General features: G+C 67.1%; 17 protein-coding genes. 7 read left to right on the top strand and 10 right to left on the bottom strand.

Going from position 1 to position 14,951, the window contains the following annotated elements; translation table 11 throughout:
- Window positions 1–7 precede the first annotated feature (7 nt).
- The 5 genes from ccoN to xseA form a co-directional block, all read right to left on the bottom strand.
- Window positions 8–1,456, bottom strand: a complete 1,449-nt coding sequence (gene ccoN, locus ACG01O_RS05765) for a cytochrome-c oxidase, cbb3-type subunit I (RefSeq protein WP_394382194.1) — start codon at window positions 1,454–1,456, stop codon at window positions 8–10.
- A gap of 46 nt (window positions 1,457–1,502) precedes the next feature.
- Window positions 1,503–1,652 carry a cbb3-type cytochrome oxidase assembly protein CcoS gene (gene ccoS, locus ACG01O_RS05760; RefSeq protein WP_394382192.1) on the bottom strand — a complete coding sequence of 50 codons (150 nt, stop codon included), beginning with the start codon at window positions 1,650–1,652 and terminating at the stop codon, window positions 1,503–1,505.
- Window positions 1,652–3,862 (bottom strand): heavy metal translocating P-type ATPase, encoded by a 2,211-nt coding sequence (locus ACG01O_RS05755; RefSeq protein ID WP_394382190.1) that lies wholly within the window; start codon window positions 3,860–3,862, stop codon window positions 1,652–1,654. The genes ccoS and ACG01O_RS05755 overlap by 1 nt, the downstream gene beginning before the upstream one ends.
- A gap of 104 nt (window positions 3,863–3,966) precedes the next feature.
- Window positions 3,967–4,548, bottom strand: coding sequence for a superoxide dismutase (locus ACG01O_RS05750; protein ID WP_394382188.1), 582 nt, complete (start codon window positions 4,546–4,548; stop codon window positions 3,967–3,969).
- A gap of 73 nt (window positions 4,549–4,621) precedes the next feature.
- Complete coding sequence (xseA, locus tag ACG01O_RS05745) at window positions 4,622–5,923, bottom strand: exodeoxyribonuclease VII large subunit (protein ID WP_394382186.1); 1,302 nt, start codon at window positions 5,921–5,923, stop codon at window positions 4,622–4,624.
- 372 nt (window positions 5,924–6,295) lie between these two features.
- Here xseA and ACG01O_RS05740 point away from each other — a divergent pair, with 372 nt between their 5' ends.
- The 7 genes from ACG01O_RS05740 to ACG01O_RS05710 all read left to right on the top strand — a co-directional run bounded on the left by ACG01O_RS05740 (window position 6,296) and on the right by ACG01O_RS05710 (window position 10,957).
- Window positions 6,296–6,913, top strand: a complete 618-nt coding sequence (locus ACG01O_RS05740; RefSeq protein ID WP_394382184.1) for a MotA/TolQ/ExbB proton channel family protein — start codon at window positions 6,296–6,298, stop codon at window positions 6,911–6,913.
- 16 nt (window positions 6,914–6,929) lie between these two features.
- Complete coding sequence (locus tag ACG01O_RS05735; RefSeq protein ID WP_394382183.1) at window positions 6,930–7,346, top strand: ExbD/TolR family protein; 417 nt, start codon at window positions 6,930–6,932, stop codon at window positions 7,344–7,346.
- A complete protein-coding gene (gene lpxK / locus ACG01O_RS05730; protein ID WP_394382181.1) occupies window positions 7,312–8,355 on the top strand; it encodes a tetraacyldisaccharide 4'-kinase in 1,044 nt (347 codons plus the stop codon). Before ACG01O_RS05735 ends, lpxK begins: the two co-directional genes overlap by 35 nt.
- Window positions 8,355–8,570, top strand: coding sequence for a Trm112 family protein (locus tag ACG01O_RS05725; RefSeq protein WP_394382179.1), 216 nt, complete (start codon window positions 8,355–8,357; stop codon window positions 8,568–8,570). Before lpxK ends, ACG01O_RS05725 begins: the two co-directional genes overlap by 1 nt.
- Window positions 8,567–9,304 (top strand): 3-deoxy-manno-octulosonate cytidylyltransferase, encoded by a 738-nt coding sequence (gene kdsB, locus ACG01O_RS05720; RefSeq protein ID WP_394382177.1) that lies wholly within the window; start codon window positions 8,567–8,569, stop codon window positions 9,302–9,304. The genes ACG01O_RS05725 and kdsB overlap by 4 nt, the downstream gene beginning before the upstream one ends.
- A 111-nt stretch (window positions 9,305–9,415) precedes the next feature.
- Window positions 9,416–10,069, top strand: coding sequence for an adenylate kinase (adk, locus tag ACG01O_RS05715; protein ID WP_394382175.1), 654 nt, complete (start codon window positions 9,416–9,418; stop codon window positions 10,067–10,069).
- Window positions 10,070–10,198: 129 nt separating this feature from the next.
- Complete coding sequence (locus ACG01O_RS05710; protein WP_394382173.1) at window positions 10,199–10,957, top strand: 3-hydroxyacyl-CoA dehydrogenase; 759 nt, start codon at window positions 10,199–10,201, stop codon at window positions 10,955–10,957.
- Window positions 10,958–11,046: 89 nt separating this feature from the next.
- On the opposite strand, the gene ACG01O_RS05705 is transcribed toward ACG01O_RS05710, so the two are convergent.
- From ACG01O_RS05705 to ACG01O_RS05685, 5 genes are all read right to left on the bottom strand, one after another.
- Window positions 11,047–12,294, bottom strand: coding sequence for a hypothetical protein (locus ACG01O_RS05705; protein ID WP_394382171.1), 1,248 nt, complete (start codon window positions 12,292–12,294; stop codon window positions 11,047–11,049).
- A gap of 83 nt (window positions 12,295–12,377) precedes the next feature.
- Window positions 12,378–12,815, bottom strand: coding sequence for an ExbD/TolR family protein (locus tag ACG01O_RS05700; protein WP_394382169.1), 438 nt, complete (start codon window positions 12,813–12,815; stop codon window positions 12,378–12,380).
- A 15-nt stretch (window positions 12,816–12,830) separates the two neighbouring features.
- Window positions 12,831–13,259, bottom strand: a complete 429-nt coding sequence (locus ACG01O_RS05695; RefSeq protein ID WP_394382167.1) for an ExbD/TolR family protein — start codon at window positions 13,257–13,259, stop codon at window positions 12,831–12,833.
- A 31-nt stretch (window positions 13,260–13,290) separates the two neighbouring features.
- On the bottom strand, window positions 13,291–14,115 hold the full coding sequence (locus ACG01O_RS05690) for a MotA/TolQ/ExbB proton channel family protein (protein ID WP_394382166.1): 825 nt from the start codon (window positions 14,113–14,115) through the stop codon (window positions 13,291–13,293).
- A 90-nt stretch (window positions 14,116–14,205) separates the two neighbouring features.
- On the bottom strand, window positions 14,206–14,853 hold the full coding sequence (locus ACG01O_RS05685; protein ID WP_394382164.1) for an ABC transporter substrate-binding protein: 648 nt from the start codon (window positions 14,851–14,853) through the stop codon (window positions 14,206–14,208).
- Window positions 14,854–14,951 lie beyond the last annotated feature (98 nt).

The following is a 14,951-nucleotide window of genomic DNA, read 5'->3' as shown; positions in this document are numbered from 1 at the left end:
ATCTCCTTCAAGCGTGGGCCACGGACGGGGTGGGAATGCGCACCGACACGGCACGGCCCGCTTGCACGGTCTTGATCACGTTCCAGCTCATCACGCCCATGCCGGCGAGGTAGAGCAGGCCGCCGCTCAGGCGGATCACGTAGAACGGCCAGGTCGCCTTCACGCTTTCCACGAAGGTGTAGACCAGGGTGCCGTCCGGGTTGACCGCACGCCACATCAGGCCCTGCATCACACCGGCAATCCACATCGCGGCGATGTAGAGCACGATGCCCAGCGTGGCGATCCAGAAGTGCAGCTCGATGGCGCGCTTGGAGTACATCTCCGTGCGGCCGAACATGCGCGGGATCAGGTGGTACAGCGAGCCCATCGAGATGAGACCCACCCAGCCCAGGGCGCCGCTGTGCACGTGGCCCACCGTCCAGTCGGTGTAGTGCGACAGCGAGTTCACCGTCTTGATGGACATCATCGGGCCCTCGAAGGTGGACATGCCGTAGAACGACAGCGCCACGATCAGGAACTTCAGGATGGGGTCGTCACGCAGCTTGTGCCAGGCGCCCGACAGCGTCATCACGCCGTTGATCATGCCGCCCCAGCTCGGCGCCAGCAGCACCAGGCTGAACACCATGCCCACGCTCTGCGCCCAGTCGGGCAGCGCGGTGTAGTGCAGGTGGTGGGGGCCCGCCCACATGTACGTGAAGATCAGCGCCCAGAAGTGGACGATCGACAGCCGGTAGCTGTAGACCGGACGCTCCGCTTGCTTGGGGATGTAGTAGTACATCATCCCCAGGAAGCCCGCGGTCAAGAAGAAGCCCACGGCGTTATGGCCGTACCACCACTGCACCATGGCGTCTTGCACGCCGGCGTAGGCCGAGTAGCTCTTGGTCAGGCTGACCGGGATTTCGGCGCTGTTCACGATGTGCAGCAAGGCCACCGCGATGATGAACGCCCCGAAGAACCAGTTCGCCACGTAGATGTGGCGGATCTTGCGGGTGCCCACCGAGCCGAAGAACACGACGGCATACGCCACCCAGACCACAGCGATCAGGATGTCGATGGGCCACTCGAGTTCAGCGTATTCCTTGCCGGTGGTGAAGCCCATGGGCAGCGACAGCGCCGCCAGCACGATCACCAGCTGCCAGCCCCAGAACGTGAACCAGGCCAGCTTGGGCAGGAACAGGCGCGTCTGGCCCGTGCGCTGCACCACGTGGTACGAGGTTGCAAACAAGGTGCAACCGCCAAACGCAAAGATCACTGCATTGGTGTGCAGCGGGCGCAAGCGCCCGTAGCTCAACCAGGGAATGCCCAGGTTCAGTTCGGGCCAGGCCAGCTGGGCGGCAATGATGACGCCCACCAGCATCCCCACCACACCCCACAGCACTGCGGCCAGCGCAAACGCGCGTACCGGTCCGTCCTCGTATACCGCCCCGGTAGTGGCCAGGGCCTTTTCGTTCGCCATCGCGACTCCTTCAGTCTGATGCGAACCATTCTTCGCGCGAGGGGCGTTATGTGCCTTGATCCTCGTCAAGCAGGATGCGTTCCCCCTCCTTGGAGAGGTCTTCCAGTTGCCCGGAGTTCACGGCCCAGCCGAACACACCCAGGATCAGCAGCACCAGCACGACCGAGAACGGGATGAGGAGGTACAGGATGTCCATCAGCGATTCAGTCGTTGGGCGTTGAGCACCACGAACAGCGAACTGCTCGCCATGCCGATGCCGGCGGCCAGTGGCGGCAGCCAGCCCGCCAGGGCCAGCGGCACACAGGCCAGGTTGTAGAGCGCGGCCCAGGCCAGGTTCTGACGCAACACGCGCCGGGTCTTGCGGGCCAAGTCGACCGCCTGCGGCAAGGCCATCAGGCGGTTGGACACCAGCAGCGCATCCGCCGCCGAGCGGGCCAGCAACGCGCCCTGCCCCATGGCGATGCGCACATGGGCTTCGGCCAGCACGGGGGCGTCGTTGATGCCGTCGCCCACCATCAACACCCGCTCGCCCGCCGCCTGCCAGGCGCGCACGGCAGCCAGCTTGGAGTTGGGCGTGGCGCCGCCCTGCCAGGCCTCGATGCCCACCGCGGCCGCCAACTGCGCCACCGCCGCGGGCTGGTCGCCCGACAGCAGCCGCACGGGCCAGCCGTGGGCCTGCAGCGCCGCCACGGCATCGGCCGCATCGGCGCGCGGCCGCTCGGCCAGCGTCATCCACAGCACGCAGCCGCCCGCGCCTCCGCAACCGAAGGCCAGCCGCGCCTGGGGATCAGGCTCGGGCTGCACCCAGGCCGGCGCCCCCAGACGCCAGACCTGCCCGGTCGCGTCCCGCGCTTCCACGCCCCGCCCAGCCACCTCGCGCACATCCAACCAGCCGGAGCCATCGGCGCCGTCTGCCAGCGCCCGCGCCTGCGGGTGGCGCGACCACACCGCCAGGCTGCGCGCCAGCCGCAGCAACGCGTCGGCATCGGCGCCGTGTGCCCAATGCCGCTGCAGCTCCAGCCGGTCTTCACTGAGCGTGCCGGTCTTGTCGAACACCACGGCATCCACCTCGCACAGGCGCTCCAGCGCTGCCAAGTCCGCCAGCAGCAAGCCCCGCCGCGCCAACGCGCCGCTGGCCGTCAACCACGCTGCAGGCGCAGCCAGCGTGAGCGCGCACGGGCAGGTCACGATCAACACCGCCACCGCCACGGCCACCGCCCGCGATGGTTCCAGCCACCACCAGGCCAGGCCCGCGCCCAGCGCCAGCAACACCACCACGGCCGTGAAGCCCGCGGCCACCCGGTCCAGCACGCCGTGAGAGGCAGGCCGCTGGCTTTGCGCCTGCTGCATCAAGCGCACGATGCCCTGCGCCGTGGTGTCGGCCCCCACGCGCTGCACGGTCACGACGAACGCACCGTCCACGCTGACGCTGCCCGCCACCACGGCGTCCCCCTCGGCCTTGGCCACCGGGGCGGACTCGCCGGTCAGCAGCGCCTCGTTCACCCAGCCCTGGCCGGACAAGATGCAGCCATCGGCCGCAAACCCTTCGCCCGCTGCCACGCGGATGCGATCGCCCGGCCGCAAGGCCTCCGGCACCACCCGCTCCACGCTGCCGTCCGGCTTCAGCCGGTGCGCCGACGCCGGCAAGGCCCCGGCCACCGCCTCCAACGCCTCGGCCGCCCGGTGCCGGGCGCCCAACTCCAGCCAGCGCGCCAGCAGCAACAGCGCGACGAACATCGTCAGCGAGTCGAAGTACACCTCGCGGCCGAAGAGGCCGGCGGGGTCGAACACCGCCCCACTGCTGGCCACAAACGTGACGCCGATGCCCAGTGCCACCGGCACATCCATACCCAGCCGCCCGGCGCGCAACTGCCGCCACGCGCCGCTGAAGAACGGCCCGGCCGAGAACACCATCACCGGCAGCGTCAGCAGCCAGCTGCCGATGCGCATCAGCTGGTCCAGATCGGGGCTGAGCTCGCCCGGCTCCGCCACGTAAGCCGGCGTGGCCATCATCATGACCTGCATCATGAGAAAGCCGGCCACAAACAAGCGCCACAGCGCCTGACGGCCCTCCTGCCGGCGCAGGGCACGGGCAGGTGCGGCCACATCCGGCGTGGCCTGGTAGCCCGCCGCCTGCAGCGCCGCCAGCACCTCGGCCAGCGGGGTGCGGGCGGGATGCCAATGCAACGCCAGGCGCGCCGCCGCCGCGTTCACGTCCGCGCGCTCCACCCCAGGCAAGGCGGTCACGGCCGCTTCGATGATCCCGGCGCAGGCCGCACAGTGCATGCCGCTCACCTGGAACTGCGACACGGCGGCACCCGCCGGCCCATCGGGCCAGGTGGTGAAAGGGGCGAGATGCTGCGCGTCGGCCTCCGCCGCGGGCAGCCCAGGGGGCAAGGCGCTCACGCTGGCAATCTAGCGGCGCCGGCCGCAACGCCCCATGACATGAATCAAGCGGCCAAGAAAAAGGGCCGGCAAAGCCGGCCCTGCTGGCACAAGCGGGTTATCGCTCAGGCGAAGTTGGCTTCGGCGAACTGCCAGTTCACCAGGTTGCTCAGGAAGGTCTCGACGAACTTCGGGCGCAGGTTGCGGTAGTCGATGTAGTAGGCGTGTTCCCACACGTCCACGGTCAGCAGCGCGGTGTCGGCGGTGGTCAGCGGCGTGCCGGCAGCACCGGTGTTGACGATGTCCACCGAGCCGTCGGCCTTCTTGACCAGCCAGGTCCAGCCGGAACCGAAGTTGCCGACGGCGCTCTTCACGAAGGCTTCCTTGAACGCGGCGTAGCTGCCCCACTTGGCGTTGATGGCCGCGGCCAGCGCGCCGCTGGGCTCACCACCGCCTTGCGGCTTCATGCAGTTCCAGAAGAAGGTGTGGTTCCAGATTTGCGCGGCGTTGTTGTAGATGCCGCCGCTGGAGGTCTTGACGATCTCTTCCAGCGTCTTGCTCTCGAACTCGGTGCCCTTTTGCAGGTTGTTCAGGTTCACGACGTAAGCGTTGTGGTGCTTGCCGTGGTGGAACTCCAGGGTTTCCTGGCTGTAGTGGGGCGCCAGGGCGTCGATGGCGTAGGGCAGCGGGGGCAGCGTGTGTTCCATGGTCTGAACCTCGGTGGGGTGTTGGGGTGATTGGGGGGGGGGGTGAATCGCGGCGGATTGTAGGGAGCGGCAATCACCCTTGCGGCAAAGGCCGTACCCGGCGCACCTGCATGTCGGCGCTGCCATCTGCCAGCACCGCGCGCACCTCGGCGCCGGGCTGCAGCGCCTGCACCGAGGTCACCGCCCCGCCCTGCCCGTCGTCCAGCCAGGCATAGCCGCGCGCCAGCACGTGCTGTGGGTCCAGCGCCTGCAGCCGGGCCTGCAGAGCGTCCAGGCGGCGCTGCTCGCGCAGCAGCCCGTCATGGGCCGCGCGGGTGCGCCGCTGGGCCAGATGCCCCAGGCGCTGGGCCTGCATTTCCACCCGCCGCGCCGGCGCCGCGGCGGCACGCTGGGCCAACAGGTCCAGCACGCGGCGCTGGCGGGTCAGGGCATCGGTGGGCCGCGACAGCCGCAGAGCCAGGCGGTCCAACCGCTGGGCCAGCGTCATCAGGCGTTGGTCCAGCCGCCAGGCCAGGTTGCGCTCCAGCGTGTCGAGTTGCTGCAGCAGCGCCGCCCGCGCTGGGGCCACCAACTCCGCCGCGGCGGTGGGCGTGGGGGCCCGCAAGTCGGCCGCCAGGTCGCACAGCGTCACATCCGTCTCGTGGCCCACGCCGCAGATCACCGGCAGTGCGCACTGCGCCACCGCCCGCACCACGCGTTCGTCATTGAAGGCCCACAGGTCTTCCAGCGACCCGCCGCCCCGCACCAGCAGCAGCACCTCCACCTCGTTACGCGCCTGGGCTGTCTGCAACGCCCGCACCAGGGCAGGCGGCGCCTCGGCGCCCTGCACCGGGCTGGGGTACACCACCACTTCGACCTGCGGCGCGCGGCGTGCCAGCGCGGTCAACACGTCATGCAAGGCCGCTCCGGCCGCGGATGTGATCACGCCGACGCGGCGCGGGTGTGTCGGCAGCGGCCGCTTGCGGTCGGCGTCGAACAAGCCTTCGGCGGCGAGGCGGGCGCGCAGCTTCAGGAACTGCTCGTACAGGCTGCCCGCGCCCGCCCGGCGCATGGCCTCCACCACGAACTGCAGTTCGCCGCGCGGCTCGTACACCGCCACCCGGCCGCGAACCTCCACCAAGCTGCCCTCGCCCGGGGCGAAGTCCAGCATGCTGGCCACGCGCCGGAACATCGCGCAGCGCAGGCTGGCCGCCTGCCCGTCGGCGTCCTTCAAGCCGAAGTAGCAGTGCCCGCTGGCCGCACGCATGAAGCCGCTGATCTCGCCGCCCACCATGACCACCGAAAACCGCTCCGCCAGGCTCTGGCTGACCGCCTCCAGCAGCCCGGCCACGCCCCAGACACGTCGGCCCGATGCGGGTTCCCGGCCGTCGATCACGCGCAACCCCAATGCCGGCGCGGGTCCGGAAGTCCACAGCCGCGCCAATACTGGGCTGGCGGGCAATTTGCGGCTCGCGCGCCGGTCACGGCACGGTCACACACGCATAAGACCTTGTTTTTCAATTCGAATTCCGCTGCTCAATCTTGAGGCAAGTTGTCCAAGGCCTTGATTTTTCAGCCCCCTGCGGCCACCGCCCCGAGCTTGCCCACAAAGTTATCCACAGCGCCAGTGGATTGTGGAAGCGGTTTCTGGGGAGGGCTGCACACCCATTTCAGGTCATGGCCTGGGGCCATAATCGCGCGCACTCGCCGGCCGCCTCGCGGCCATATTGGCGGCCGCCAGCCGCTGCTTTTCTCGACGGGGACGACCTTGTTTTCGATCATACAAGCCGCCGGTTGGCCGATTTGGCCCTTGCTCCTGTGCTCCGTGGTGGCCCTGGCCCTGATCATCGAGCGCCTGTCCAGCCTGCGAGCCCGGCGCGTGCTGCCCCCAAAGTTGCTGGACGACGTGCTCAACGTCAGCGCCCAGCAACTGCCCGCCGGCGAAATGGTTGAGCGCCTGGCACAGAACTCCATCCTCGGTGAGGTGCTGGCCTCCGGCCTGCGCGCCGTCGCCGCAGAGCCTCGCATGCCTGAAGCCAAGCTGCGCGGCGTCTTCGAATTCGCCGGCCGCCGCGCGGTGCACCAGCTCGAGCGTTACATGAACTCGCTGGGCACGATCGCCACCGCCGCGCCGCTGCTGGGCCTGATGGGCACCGTGGTCGGCATGATCGAGATCTTCGGCAGCCAAACGCCCGGCGGCGGCAACCCGGCGCAGTTGGCGCATGGCATCTCGATTGCGCTTTACAACACGGCCTTCGGCTTGATGATTGCCATCCCGTCGCTGATGTTCCACCGCTATTTCAAGGGCCGTATCGAGGAGTACGTGCTGGAGCTTGAAGCGGCTGCCGAGCGCCTGCTGGGCCAGCTGCGCCGCCACACGACCTGATTCCGCGAGGCCCGTCATGCGCTTTCGCTCCCCCCGCACCGATCCACCGGAGATCAACCTGATCCCGTTCATCGACGTGCTGCTGGTCATCCTCATCTTCCTGATGCTGTCGACGACCTACTCCAAGTTCACCGAGCTGCAGATCACGCTGCCCGCGGCCGACGCCGAAAAGCTGAAGGACCGCCCCCAGGAGGTGATCGTCGGCATCGCGCCCGACGGCCGCTTTGTTGTCAACCGCCAGCCGGTCGAAGGCCGCTCGGTCGACATCCTCATCGCTGCGCTGCGCCAGGCCTCGGGGGGCAATGCCGAGGCCTCGCTGATCATTTCGGCGGACGCCGCGACGCCGCACCAGGCGGTGATCAATGTGATGGACGCCGCGCGCCGCGTCGGCCTGACGCGTGTCACGTTCGCTGCCCAGTCCGACGCTCGCTGACCGCCTTCAACGCGAGTGGCTGACCGGTGGGCCGCTGTCCACCGCGCTGTGGCCCCTGAGCGCGCTGTACCGGGCGATCCTGGCCGTGCGCCAGGCGTTCTACCGCCTGGGGCTGCTGCGGGTCGAAACGCTCCCCGTGCCGGTCATCGTGGTCGGCAATTGGATCGTCGGCGGCGCCGGCAAGACGCCCACCACGCTGGCGTTGCTCGCTTTGCTTCAATCGCGCGGCATCCGAGCCGGCGTGGTGTCGCGCGGCTACGGGCGAGACACGTCGGGCGTCAACGTGGTCTCCCGCCACAGCACGGCGCGCGAGGTGGGCGATGAGCCGCTGCTGATCCACCTGCGGGCCGGCGTGCCGGTGGCGGTGGGCAGCGACCGCGTGGCCGCCGCCAATGCACTGCTAGCACATGCGCCGGACCTGCAGGTGCTACTCAGTGACGACGGCCTGCAGCACTGGCGCCTGCCTCGCGCCCTCAGCCTGCTGGTGTTCGACGAGCGCGGGCTCGGCAACGGCCGCGTGCTGCCCGCCGGGCCCCTGCGCCAACCGCCCGCACCGCCTTCGGCTGAGAGCCTGGTCGTCTACAACGCGCCCACGGCCACCACGCCCTGGCCCGGCTTTCGCGCGCGCCGGGCTCTGCGGGGCGCCGTGTCCCTGATGGGCTGGTGGCAAGGCCAGCCCGCCACGCTGGAGGCGCTGCTGGCCCTGCGCGGCAAGCATGGCCTCATCGCCGCGGCGGGCGTGGCCCGGCCCCACCGGTTCTTTGACATGCTGGCGGACCTGGGCTTGACCGTTCAGCCCCTGCCGCTGCCGGACCATGCCGACTTCGGCACCCTCCCCTGGCCGTCCGACGCCGCTGCCGTGCTGGTGACGGAAAAGGACGCCGTCAAGCTCACGCCCCAGGCCGCCGGCGACACCCCCGTCTGGGTCGTCACGCTAGACTTTGAAATCGGTGACGGCTTTGCAGCCGCCCTGGACGCCCACTTGACCTCTCTCTCGCTGCTGCCCTGATGGATCCCCGCCTGATCGAAATGTTGGTCTGCCCCCTGTGCAAGGGCCCTTTGACGCTGCTGCGGGGCGACGCCGCGCCCGACACCCCGGCGCTGGGTTGCCGCGCCGACCGGCTGGCATTTCCCATCCGCGACGGCATTCCGCTGATGCTGGAGAACGAGGCCAAACCGTGGGATCCGGAAGCCGCCAGCCAACCGGCGCCGCTCGCACCGTGAGCTTCACCGTCGTCATTCCCGCCCGGCTGGCGTCGACGCGGCTGCCCAACAAGCCGCTGGCTGACATCGCCGGCTTGCCGATGATCGTGCGGGTGGCCCGCCGCGCCGCGGAATCGTCGGCCCGACAGGTCGTGGTGGCGACCGATGCGGCGGAAGTCGCGCGCGCCTGCGAATCCCATGGCGTTCAGGTCGTGATGACGCGGGCCGATCACCCCTCCGGCAGTGACCGCCTGGCCGAAGCCGTACAGCACCTGGGCCTGACTGACGCCGACACCGTGGTCAACGTGCAGGGTGACGAGCCGCTGATCGCGCCGGCCATGATCGACGCGTGCGCGCACACCTTGGCCTCGCAAACCGACTGCGTCATGGCCACGGTCGCCCACGCGCTCACCGATCCTTCCGAGTTCGCGAACCCGAATGTCGTCAAGCTGGTGACGGACCGGGCCGGCCGCGCGCTGTACTTCTCTCGAGCGCCCCTGCCCTGGTGGCGCGACGGCGGCGGCGCGCCGCAACAAGCGCTGCGGCACGTGGGCTTGTACGCCTACCGAGCCGGCTTCCTGCGCATGTTCCCGACGCTGGCTGTCAGCCCGCTGGAGCAGATCGAGTCGCTGGAGCAGTTGCGCGTGCTGTGGCACGGCGAACGCATCGCGGTGCACGTGAGTGTCGAGCGCCCCGGCCCTGGGGTGGACACCCCTGAAGATCTGGCCCGCGTGCGGGCGCTGCTTGAGGGTTGACCGCAGGCTGGCTCGTCAGGCCTGCGAAAGTCCGCGTGCGATACTCGTCCGCTGACCGGGAGCGGAACTGTTCAACAGTTTCGCTCCAGCGCGAATAGGACAAGGAGACCCATGCGACTGATCCTTCTGGGCGCCCCTGGCGCCGGCAAAGGCACCCAAGCTGCCTTCATCTGCAAGCAATTCGGCATCCCGCAGATCTCCACCGGCGACATGCTGCGCGCCGCCATCAAAGCCGGCACACCGCTGGGTCTCGCGGCCAAGGCCGTGATGGACTCGGGGGCCCTGGTCAGCGATGACATCATCATCGGCCTCGTCAAAGAACGCATCGCCCAGCCCGACTGCGCGCAAGGGTTTCTGTTCGACGGCTTCCCCCGCACCATCCCGCAAGCCGACGCCATGAAGGCGGCCGGCGTGAAGCTGGATTTCGTGCTGGAAATTGATGTCCCGTTCGACGCCATCATCGAGCGCATGAGCGGCCGCCGCGTCCACGTCGCCTCGGGTCGCACGTACCACGTCAAGTTCAACCCGCCCAAGGTGGAAGGCAAGGACGACGACACCGGCGAAGACCTGATCCAGCGCGAAGACGACAAGGAAGACACCGTCAAGAAGCGCCTGGACGTCTACTCCGCCCAAACCCGCCCGCTGGTGGACTACTACTCGCAGTGGGCCGCCACCGGTGACGCGGCTGCGCCGAAGTACCGCCGCATCGAAGGCATGGGCTCGGTCGACGACATCACCAAGAAGGCGCTGGCCGCCCTGGCCTGATCCTTCCGCACCCTCTCGCTGAAGAAGCCGCCGACCGAAAGGTCAGCGGCTTTTTTCTTGGCGAGGCGACCGCGCAGTTCGGCCACAATTGACGTTTACGTCAACCAATCCACCCAGGAGATCCTCACCATGGAAATCGCAGGCAAGGTGTTCATCGTCACCGGCGGCGCCTCGGGACTCGGCGAAGGCACGGCACGCATGCTCGCTGCCCACGGCGCCAAAGTCGTCATCGCCGATCTGCAAGCAGAACGCGGGCAGCAAGTGGCCGCGGAAATCGGCGGCGTGTTCGTCAAGTGCGACGTGAGCCAGGAAGCCGACGGTCAAGCCGCCGTGGCCGCAGCCACTGGCTTGGGCAAGCTGATGGGCCTGGTGAACTGCGCCGGCATCGCGCCCGCCGCCAAGACGGTCGGCAAGGACGGCGCCCATTCGCTCGCCGCTTTCACCAAGACCATCACGGTCAACCTGATTGGCAGCTTCAACATGATTCGGCTTGCGGCTGAAGCCATGTCCAAGAACGAACCCGAGTCGACCGGCGAACGCGGCGTGCTGATCTCCACCGCCTCGGTGGCCGCCTACGACGGCCAGATCGGCCAAGCCGCTTACTCAGCGTCCAAGGGCGGTGTGGTGGGCATGACGCTGCCGATCGCCCGCGATCTCGCCCGCAACGGCATTCGCAACATGACGATCGCCCCGGGCATCTTCGGCACGCCCATGCTCTTCGGCATGCCGCAGGAAGTGCAAGACGCCCTGGCCGCCAGCGTTCCTTTCCCCAGCCGCCTCGGCACGCCGCAGGACTACGCCAAGCTGGTGCACCAGATCGTCACCAACGACATGCTCAACGGCGAGGTCATCCGCCTGGACGGCGCCATCCGCCTCGCACCAAAGTGATCACCGCACCCACGCGCTGCCGATGAAAAAAGGGCCCCGATGGGGCCCTTTGTCGTTGAGTGGCCGGCCACCTACCGGCCACGCGCACATCACTTCTTGGCGCTGCGGGCTTGCACCTGCCAGAGGCGGGCCAGTTCGCCCGAACCGTCCGAGCCCTTCACACCGCGCCAAGCGGCTTGGGCCTTGGCCGTTTCGCCGGCGGTGTACAGCGCCAGACCTTGGTAGAACTTGGCGTCGTCCGCACGCGAGAAGTTGTCTTTGGCGATGCCCGCCTCCACCAGCTTCAGGCCACCCGCCTTGTCACCCGCGAACACGCGCGACAGGCCCAGCTTCACGAGTTCATCGCCCGTCTTGGAGTCGTTGGCGGCCTTCTCGGCGTTGGCTGCATCGGCCTTGGCTTCGTTGGACTTCTTGACCATCAGATCCAGCAGGCGCTTGTGACGCGCGCCCTCGGCACCCTGGCCCAAGATGTTCGCAGCCAAGCCCTGCTCCACCACCTTCTTGCCTTCGTCAGGGTAGCCCGCTTGGGCCGCCAACTGGGCCATCTCCATGTAGTCGTCCGCACCGCGCAGGTTGCCCGTGGCGAGTTGCAAGCGATACACATCCAGCGCAAAGCGAGGTGCGAAGCCCTTCTTGCCCTGCAGACCACCCAGCACCTGCGCCCACAACTCCTTGCGCGGATAGTGGTTCAGCAAGCGCTCCACAGCGTACGACTCGGTGGCCGCATCGCCCTTCTTTTGTGCGGCGTAGAGCAGGATGTTCAGTTTGTCCTGGCTGGGCGCACGCCCTGCCTTGTCTTCGGCCTGCACTTCGGCCAGCGTGTCCTTCAACACCGCCGTCATGTCGCCGGACTTGAACTGGGCCTGCTGCTGCATCTGCTTAACCGCGGGGCTGTTGCCGCCGGCCGCAAAGTACTTGTTGGCCCACTCCAGCGCCTTGGCGGCGTTGTTGGCGCGCAGGTAGGTACCAGCGATGGCTTCCATGTACTGCAGTTGCTGAGGCGCGCCCAGCTTGGCCTTCAGCACGTCGAACGAGCGGGCCATGGAATCCGCATCACTCACACCCATGGCGGCCGAGAAGCGCAGGCCTTCAATGGCGAAGTTCTCAGCCGGCGTGCGGTTGGCCACGGCTTCCGCATCCTTCAGCTTGGCGAGGGCCTCCTTGTGCTTGCCCGCCTTGTACAGCTTGCTGGCTTCAGTCAGCGGCGCGCCAACTTCCTTGCGAACGGTTTCCTGTGCCGAAGCTTGGCTCACACCAAACTCCGCGCCCGGTGCGCCGTTCAGAGACAGGGCCAGGGCGCCAACGGCGACCGCCACCAGGGTTTTCAAAGTCTTCAATTTGCTCTCCTGCAAAGCAAAAACGCGCCGCCCTCTCGGGCAGCGCGCTTCACGGTTTCGGTGTCAGCGGTGCCGAGAACACGTCACTTGACGTACTGCTCGTTGCCGACCATGCCCATCTTCTTGACGCTGTTGCGCTGCGCAGATGCCATCACTGCAGCCACCACACCGTAATCCACCAGCTTGTTGGGCTTGATGTGAATTTCCGGCTGATCGCTCAGCGGCATCTCACCCACTTCCTTCATCTTCGCGTTCACGGCATCGATGTTGGCCAGGGCGTTTTCGTCCCAGTAGATGGTGCCATCGAAGTCGATCATGACGGTGTGCACCACCGGATCCGACGTCGGCGGCGTGCTGGACGGCGGCGGCATGTCGAGGTTGATGGTGTGCAGCTGGATTGGGATGGTGATGATCAACATCACCAACAACACCAGCATCACGTCAATCAGCGGCGTCGTGTTGACGTCCATCATGACTTCGGGTTCACCGCTGCCCGACGAACTTCCAACGTTCATTCCCATGTATGACTCCTGGGATCAACCGCCGCGAGCCGGGGGCTCGGTGACGAAGTTGATCTTCATGATGCCGGCGCGCTGGCTGGCGAAGATCACGCGACCGACCGACTCGTAGCGCGACTTGTCATCGCCGCGGATGTGCACTTCGGGCTGCGGGTTCTTCACCGATTCCTTACCGAGGCGCTTCACCAGCTCCTCCATGTCGGGAATCAGCTTGGTGTTCCAGTAGACGTCGCCGTCCTTGCTGACCGAAAGTTCAATGTTTTCCGGCTTGGTGACGCGGATCACGTTGGTCTCCTTGGGGAGATTCACCGCGATCGTCTGCGTCACCACCGGCACGGTGATGAGGAAGATGATCAGCATCACCAACATCACGTCCACGAGGGGCGTGGTGTTGATGGTTGCGTTGACTTCATCTTCGCCGGAAGAAGATCCGACGTTCATGCCCATAGCTTGAGCTCCTTATCGAGCGAGCCTGGACTCAGCGCTTGGCGACAGCGCGGTTGCCCATCAGCACGCCGTGCAGGTCACCGGCGAACGAGCGCACTTGACCCATCACAGCCTTGTTGCGATTGACCAGCCAGTTGTAGCCCAGCACGGCCGGCACAGCGACGACCAGACCGATGGCGGTCATGATCAGAGCGGCGCCCACGGGGCCGGCAACCTTGTCGATGGACGCTTGACCGGCCACACCGATGGCGGTCAGCGCGTTCAGAATGCCCCACACGGTACCGAACAGGCCGATGAAGGGGGAGGTCGAACCGACGGTCGCCAGGAAGCCCAGGCCAGCGGAGATCTTGGTGTTGACGTCAGCGACGGCGCGCTCGACGTTCATCGTGACCCAGCTGCTGTGGTCGATGTTCTCGGTCAGGGCACCTTCGTGGTGTTCCGAGGCTTCGACAGCAGCGGTGGCGATGTAGCGGAAGGCACTTTCTTCCTTCAGGCCACGGATGCCATCAGCCAGGCTGGCCTTCTTGAAGAACGTGGCGCGCACTTCCTTGGCTTCCGCCGACAGCTTGCTCGTGTCCCACAGGCGCACGACCAGGATGTACCAAGAGCCCATGGACATGATGCCCAGGATGAGCAGAACGACCTGGTCCACCACGTTGCCGTGAGCAACGATGTTGGCCAGGCTGTAGGGGTTGTCTTGCTTGGCCGGAGCGGCAGCCGGAGCCGGCGCAGCGGCGTCAACAGCGACAGCCGAAGCGGCGTCGGCCGGCTTCTGGTCTTGCGCATGAGCGGGCGAAACAGCCAGGGTCGCAGCCATGGCGATGGCGGCCAGGAAGCCGGTGATGCGAGAAATCATGGAGTCAACTCCTAGGGAAAGATTCTGGTAATTTGGTTTCTTGCGGCACACGCCGAGCGGTGTGCCAAGTTCGAGGCGAAGCGAGGTCTCTTATTCGATCTTGAACTGGAACTCCTGCTCGAACACGTGATCGCCAGGGCACTCGTAGGTGTCCTGCAGCGTCTGTTGGATGGCTTGCGTCAGTGCGCGCTGGGCCTTGCGATCCACGCCACCACGCAACGAGGTGATTTCCACCGCGACGACGCGACCGGCCTTCACGGTCGCAACCGCCTTGTACAGCGCTTCGCCGCTCCAGTTCACGGACGGCATTTCCGGCTTGCCCATCTTGGTGCAAACCATGCCAGCGGTGATCTTGGCCGGACGCGGTGCCGGCGCTGGAGCCGCAGCGGGTGCCGGGGCCGGCGCAGGGCGCACAGATTCAACAGCAGGCGGTGCAACTTGCGTCGATTGAATCGCCGGCGCCGGCGGTGCCGGGGCGGTGACCTGGAACTCAGGCGGCGGCACAAACGGCGGCGGCGGAGCCTTCAGGTCCGGCGGAGGTGGGACAACCTTCTCAGGGGGAGGCGGCGGCTTGACCTTTTCCTCGATGACTTTGACGTCGATCGGGCCGGTCACCTTTTTCACCAGGTCCTTGGCCAAGCCGCTGGCCAGCGCGTAGATGGCCACGACGTGAATGAGGACCACGATGCCAAGGCCCGTGAACCGGGACGCACCCTGCTTCTCCTGCGCAAAATTCATGCGCGCTCCTTCTTGCAACTACAAATCACAGTCAATGACTTCTTCTTGGGGATCGGCCACCAGGGCGGAGGAAGTTGCGTTCCGACCGTCATCGAGTC

Origin of the sequence: Pelomonas baiyunensis (assembly GCF_043555935.1) — a bacterium.
Taxonomy (GTDB): Bacteria; Pseudomonadota; Gammaproteobacteria; order Burkholderiales; family Burkholderiaceae_C; genus Pelomonas; species Pelomonas baiyunensis.
This window is presented reverse-complemented; position numbering and strand designations above follow the sequence as displayed.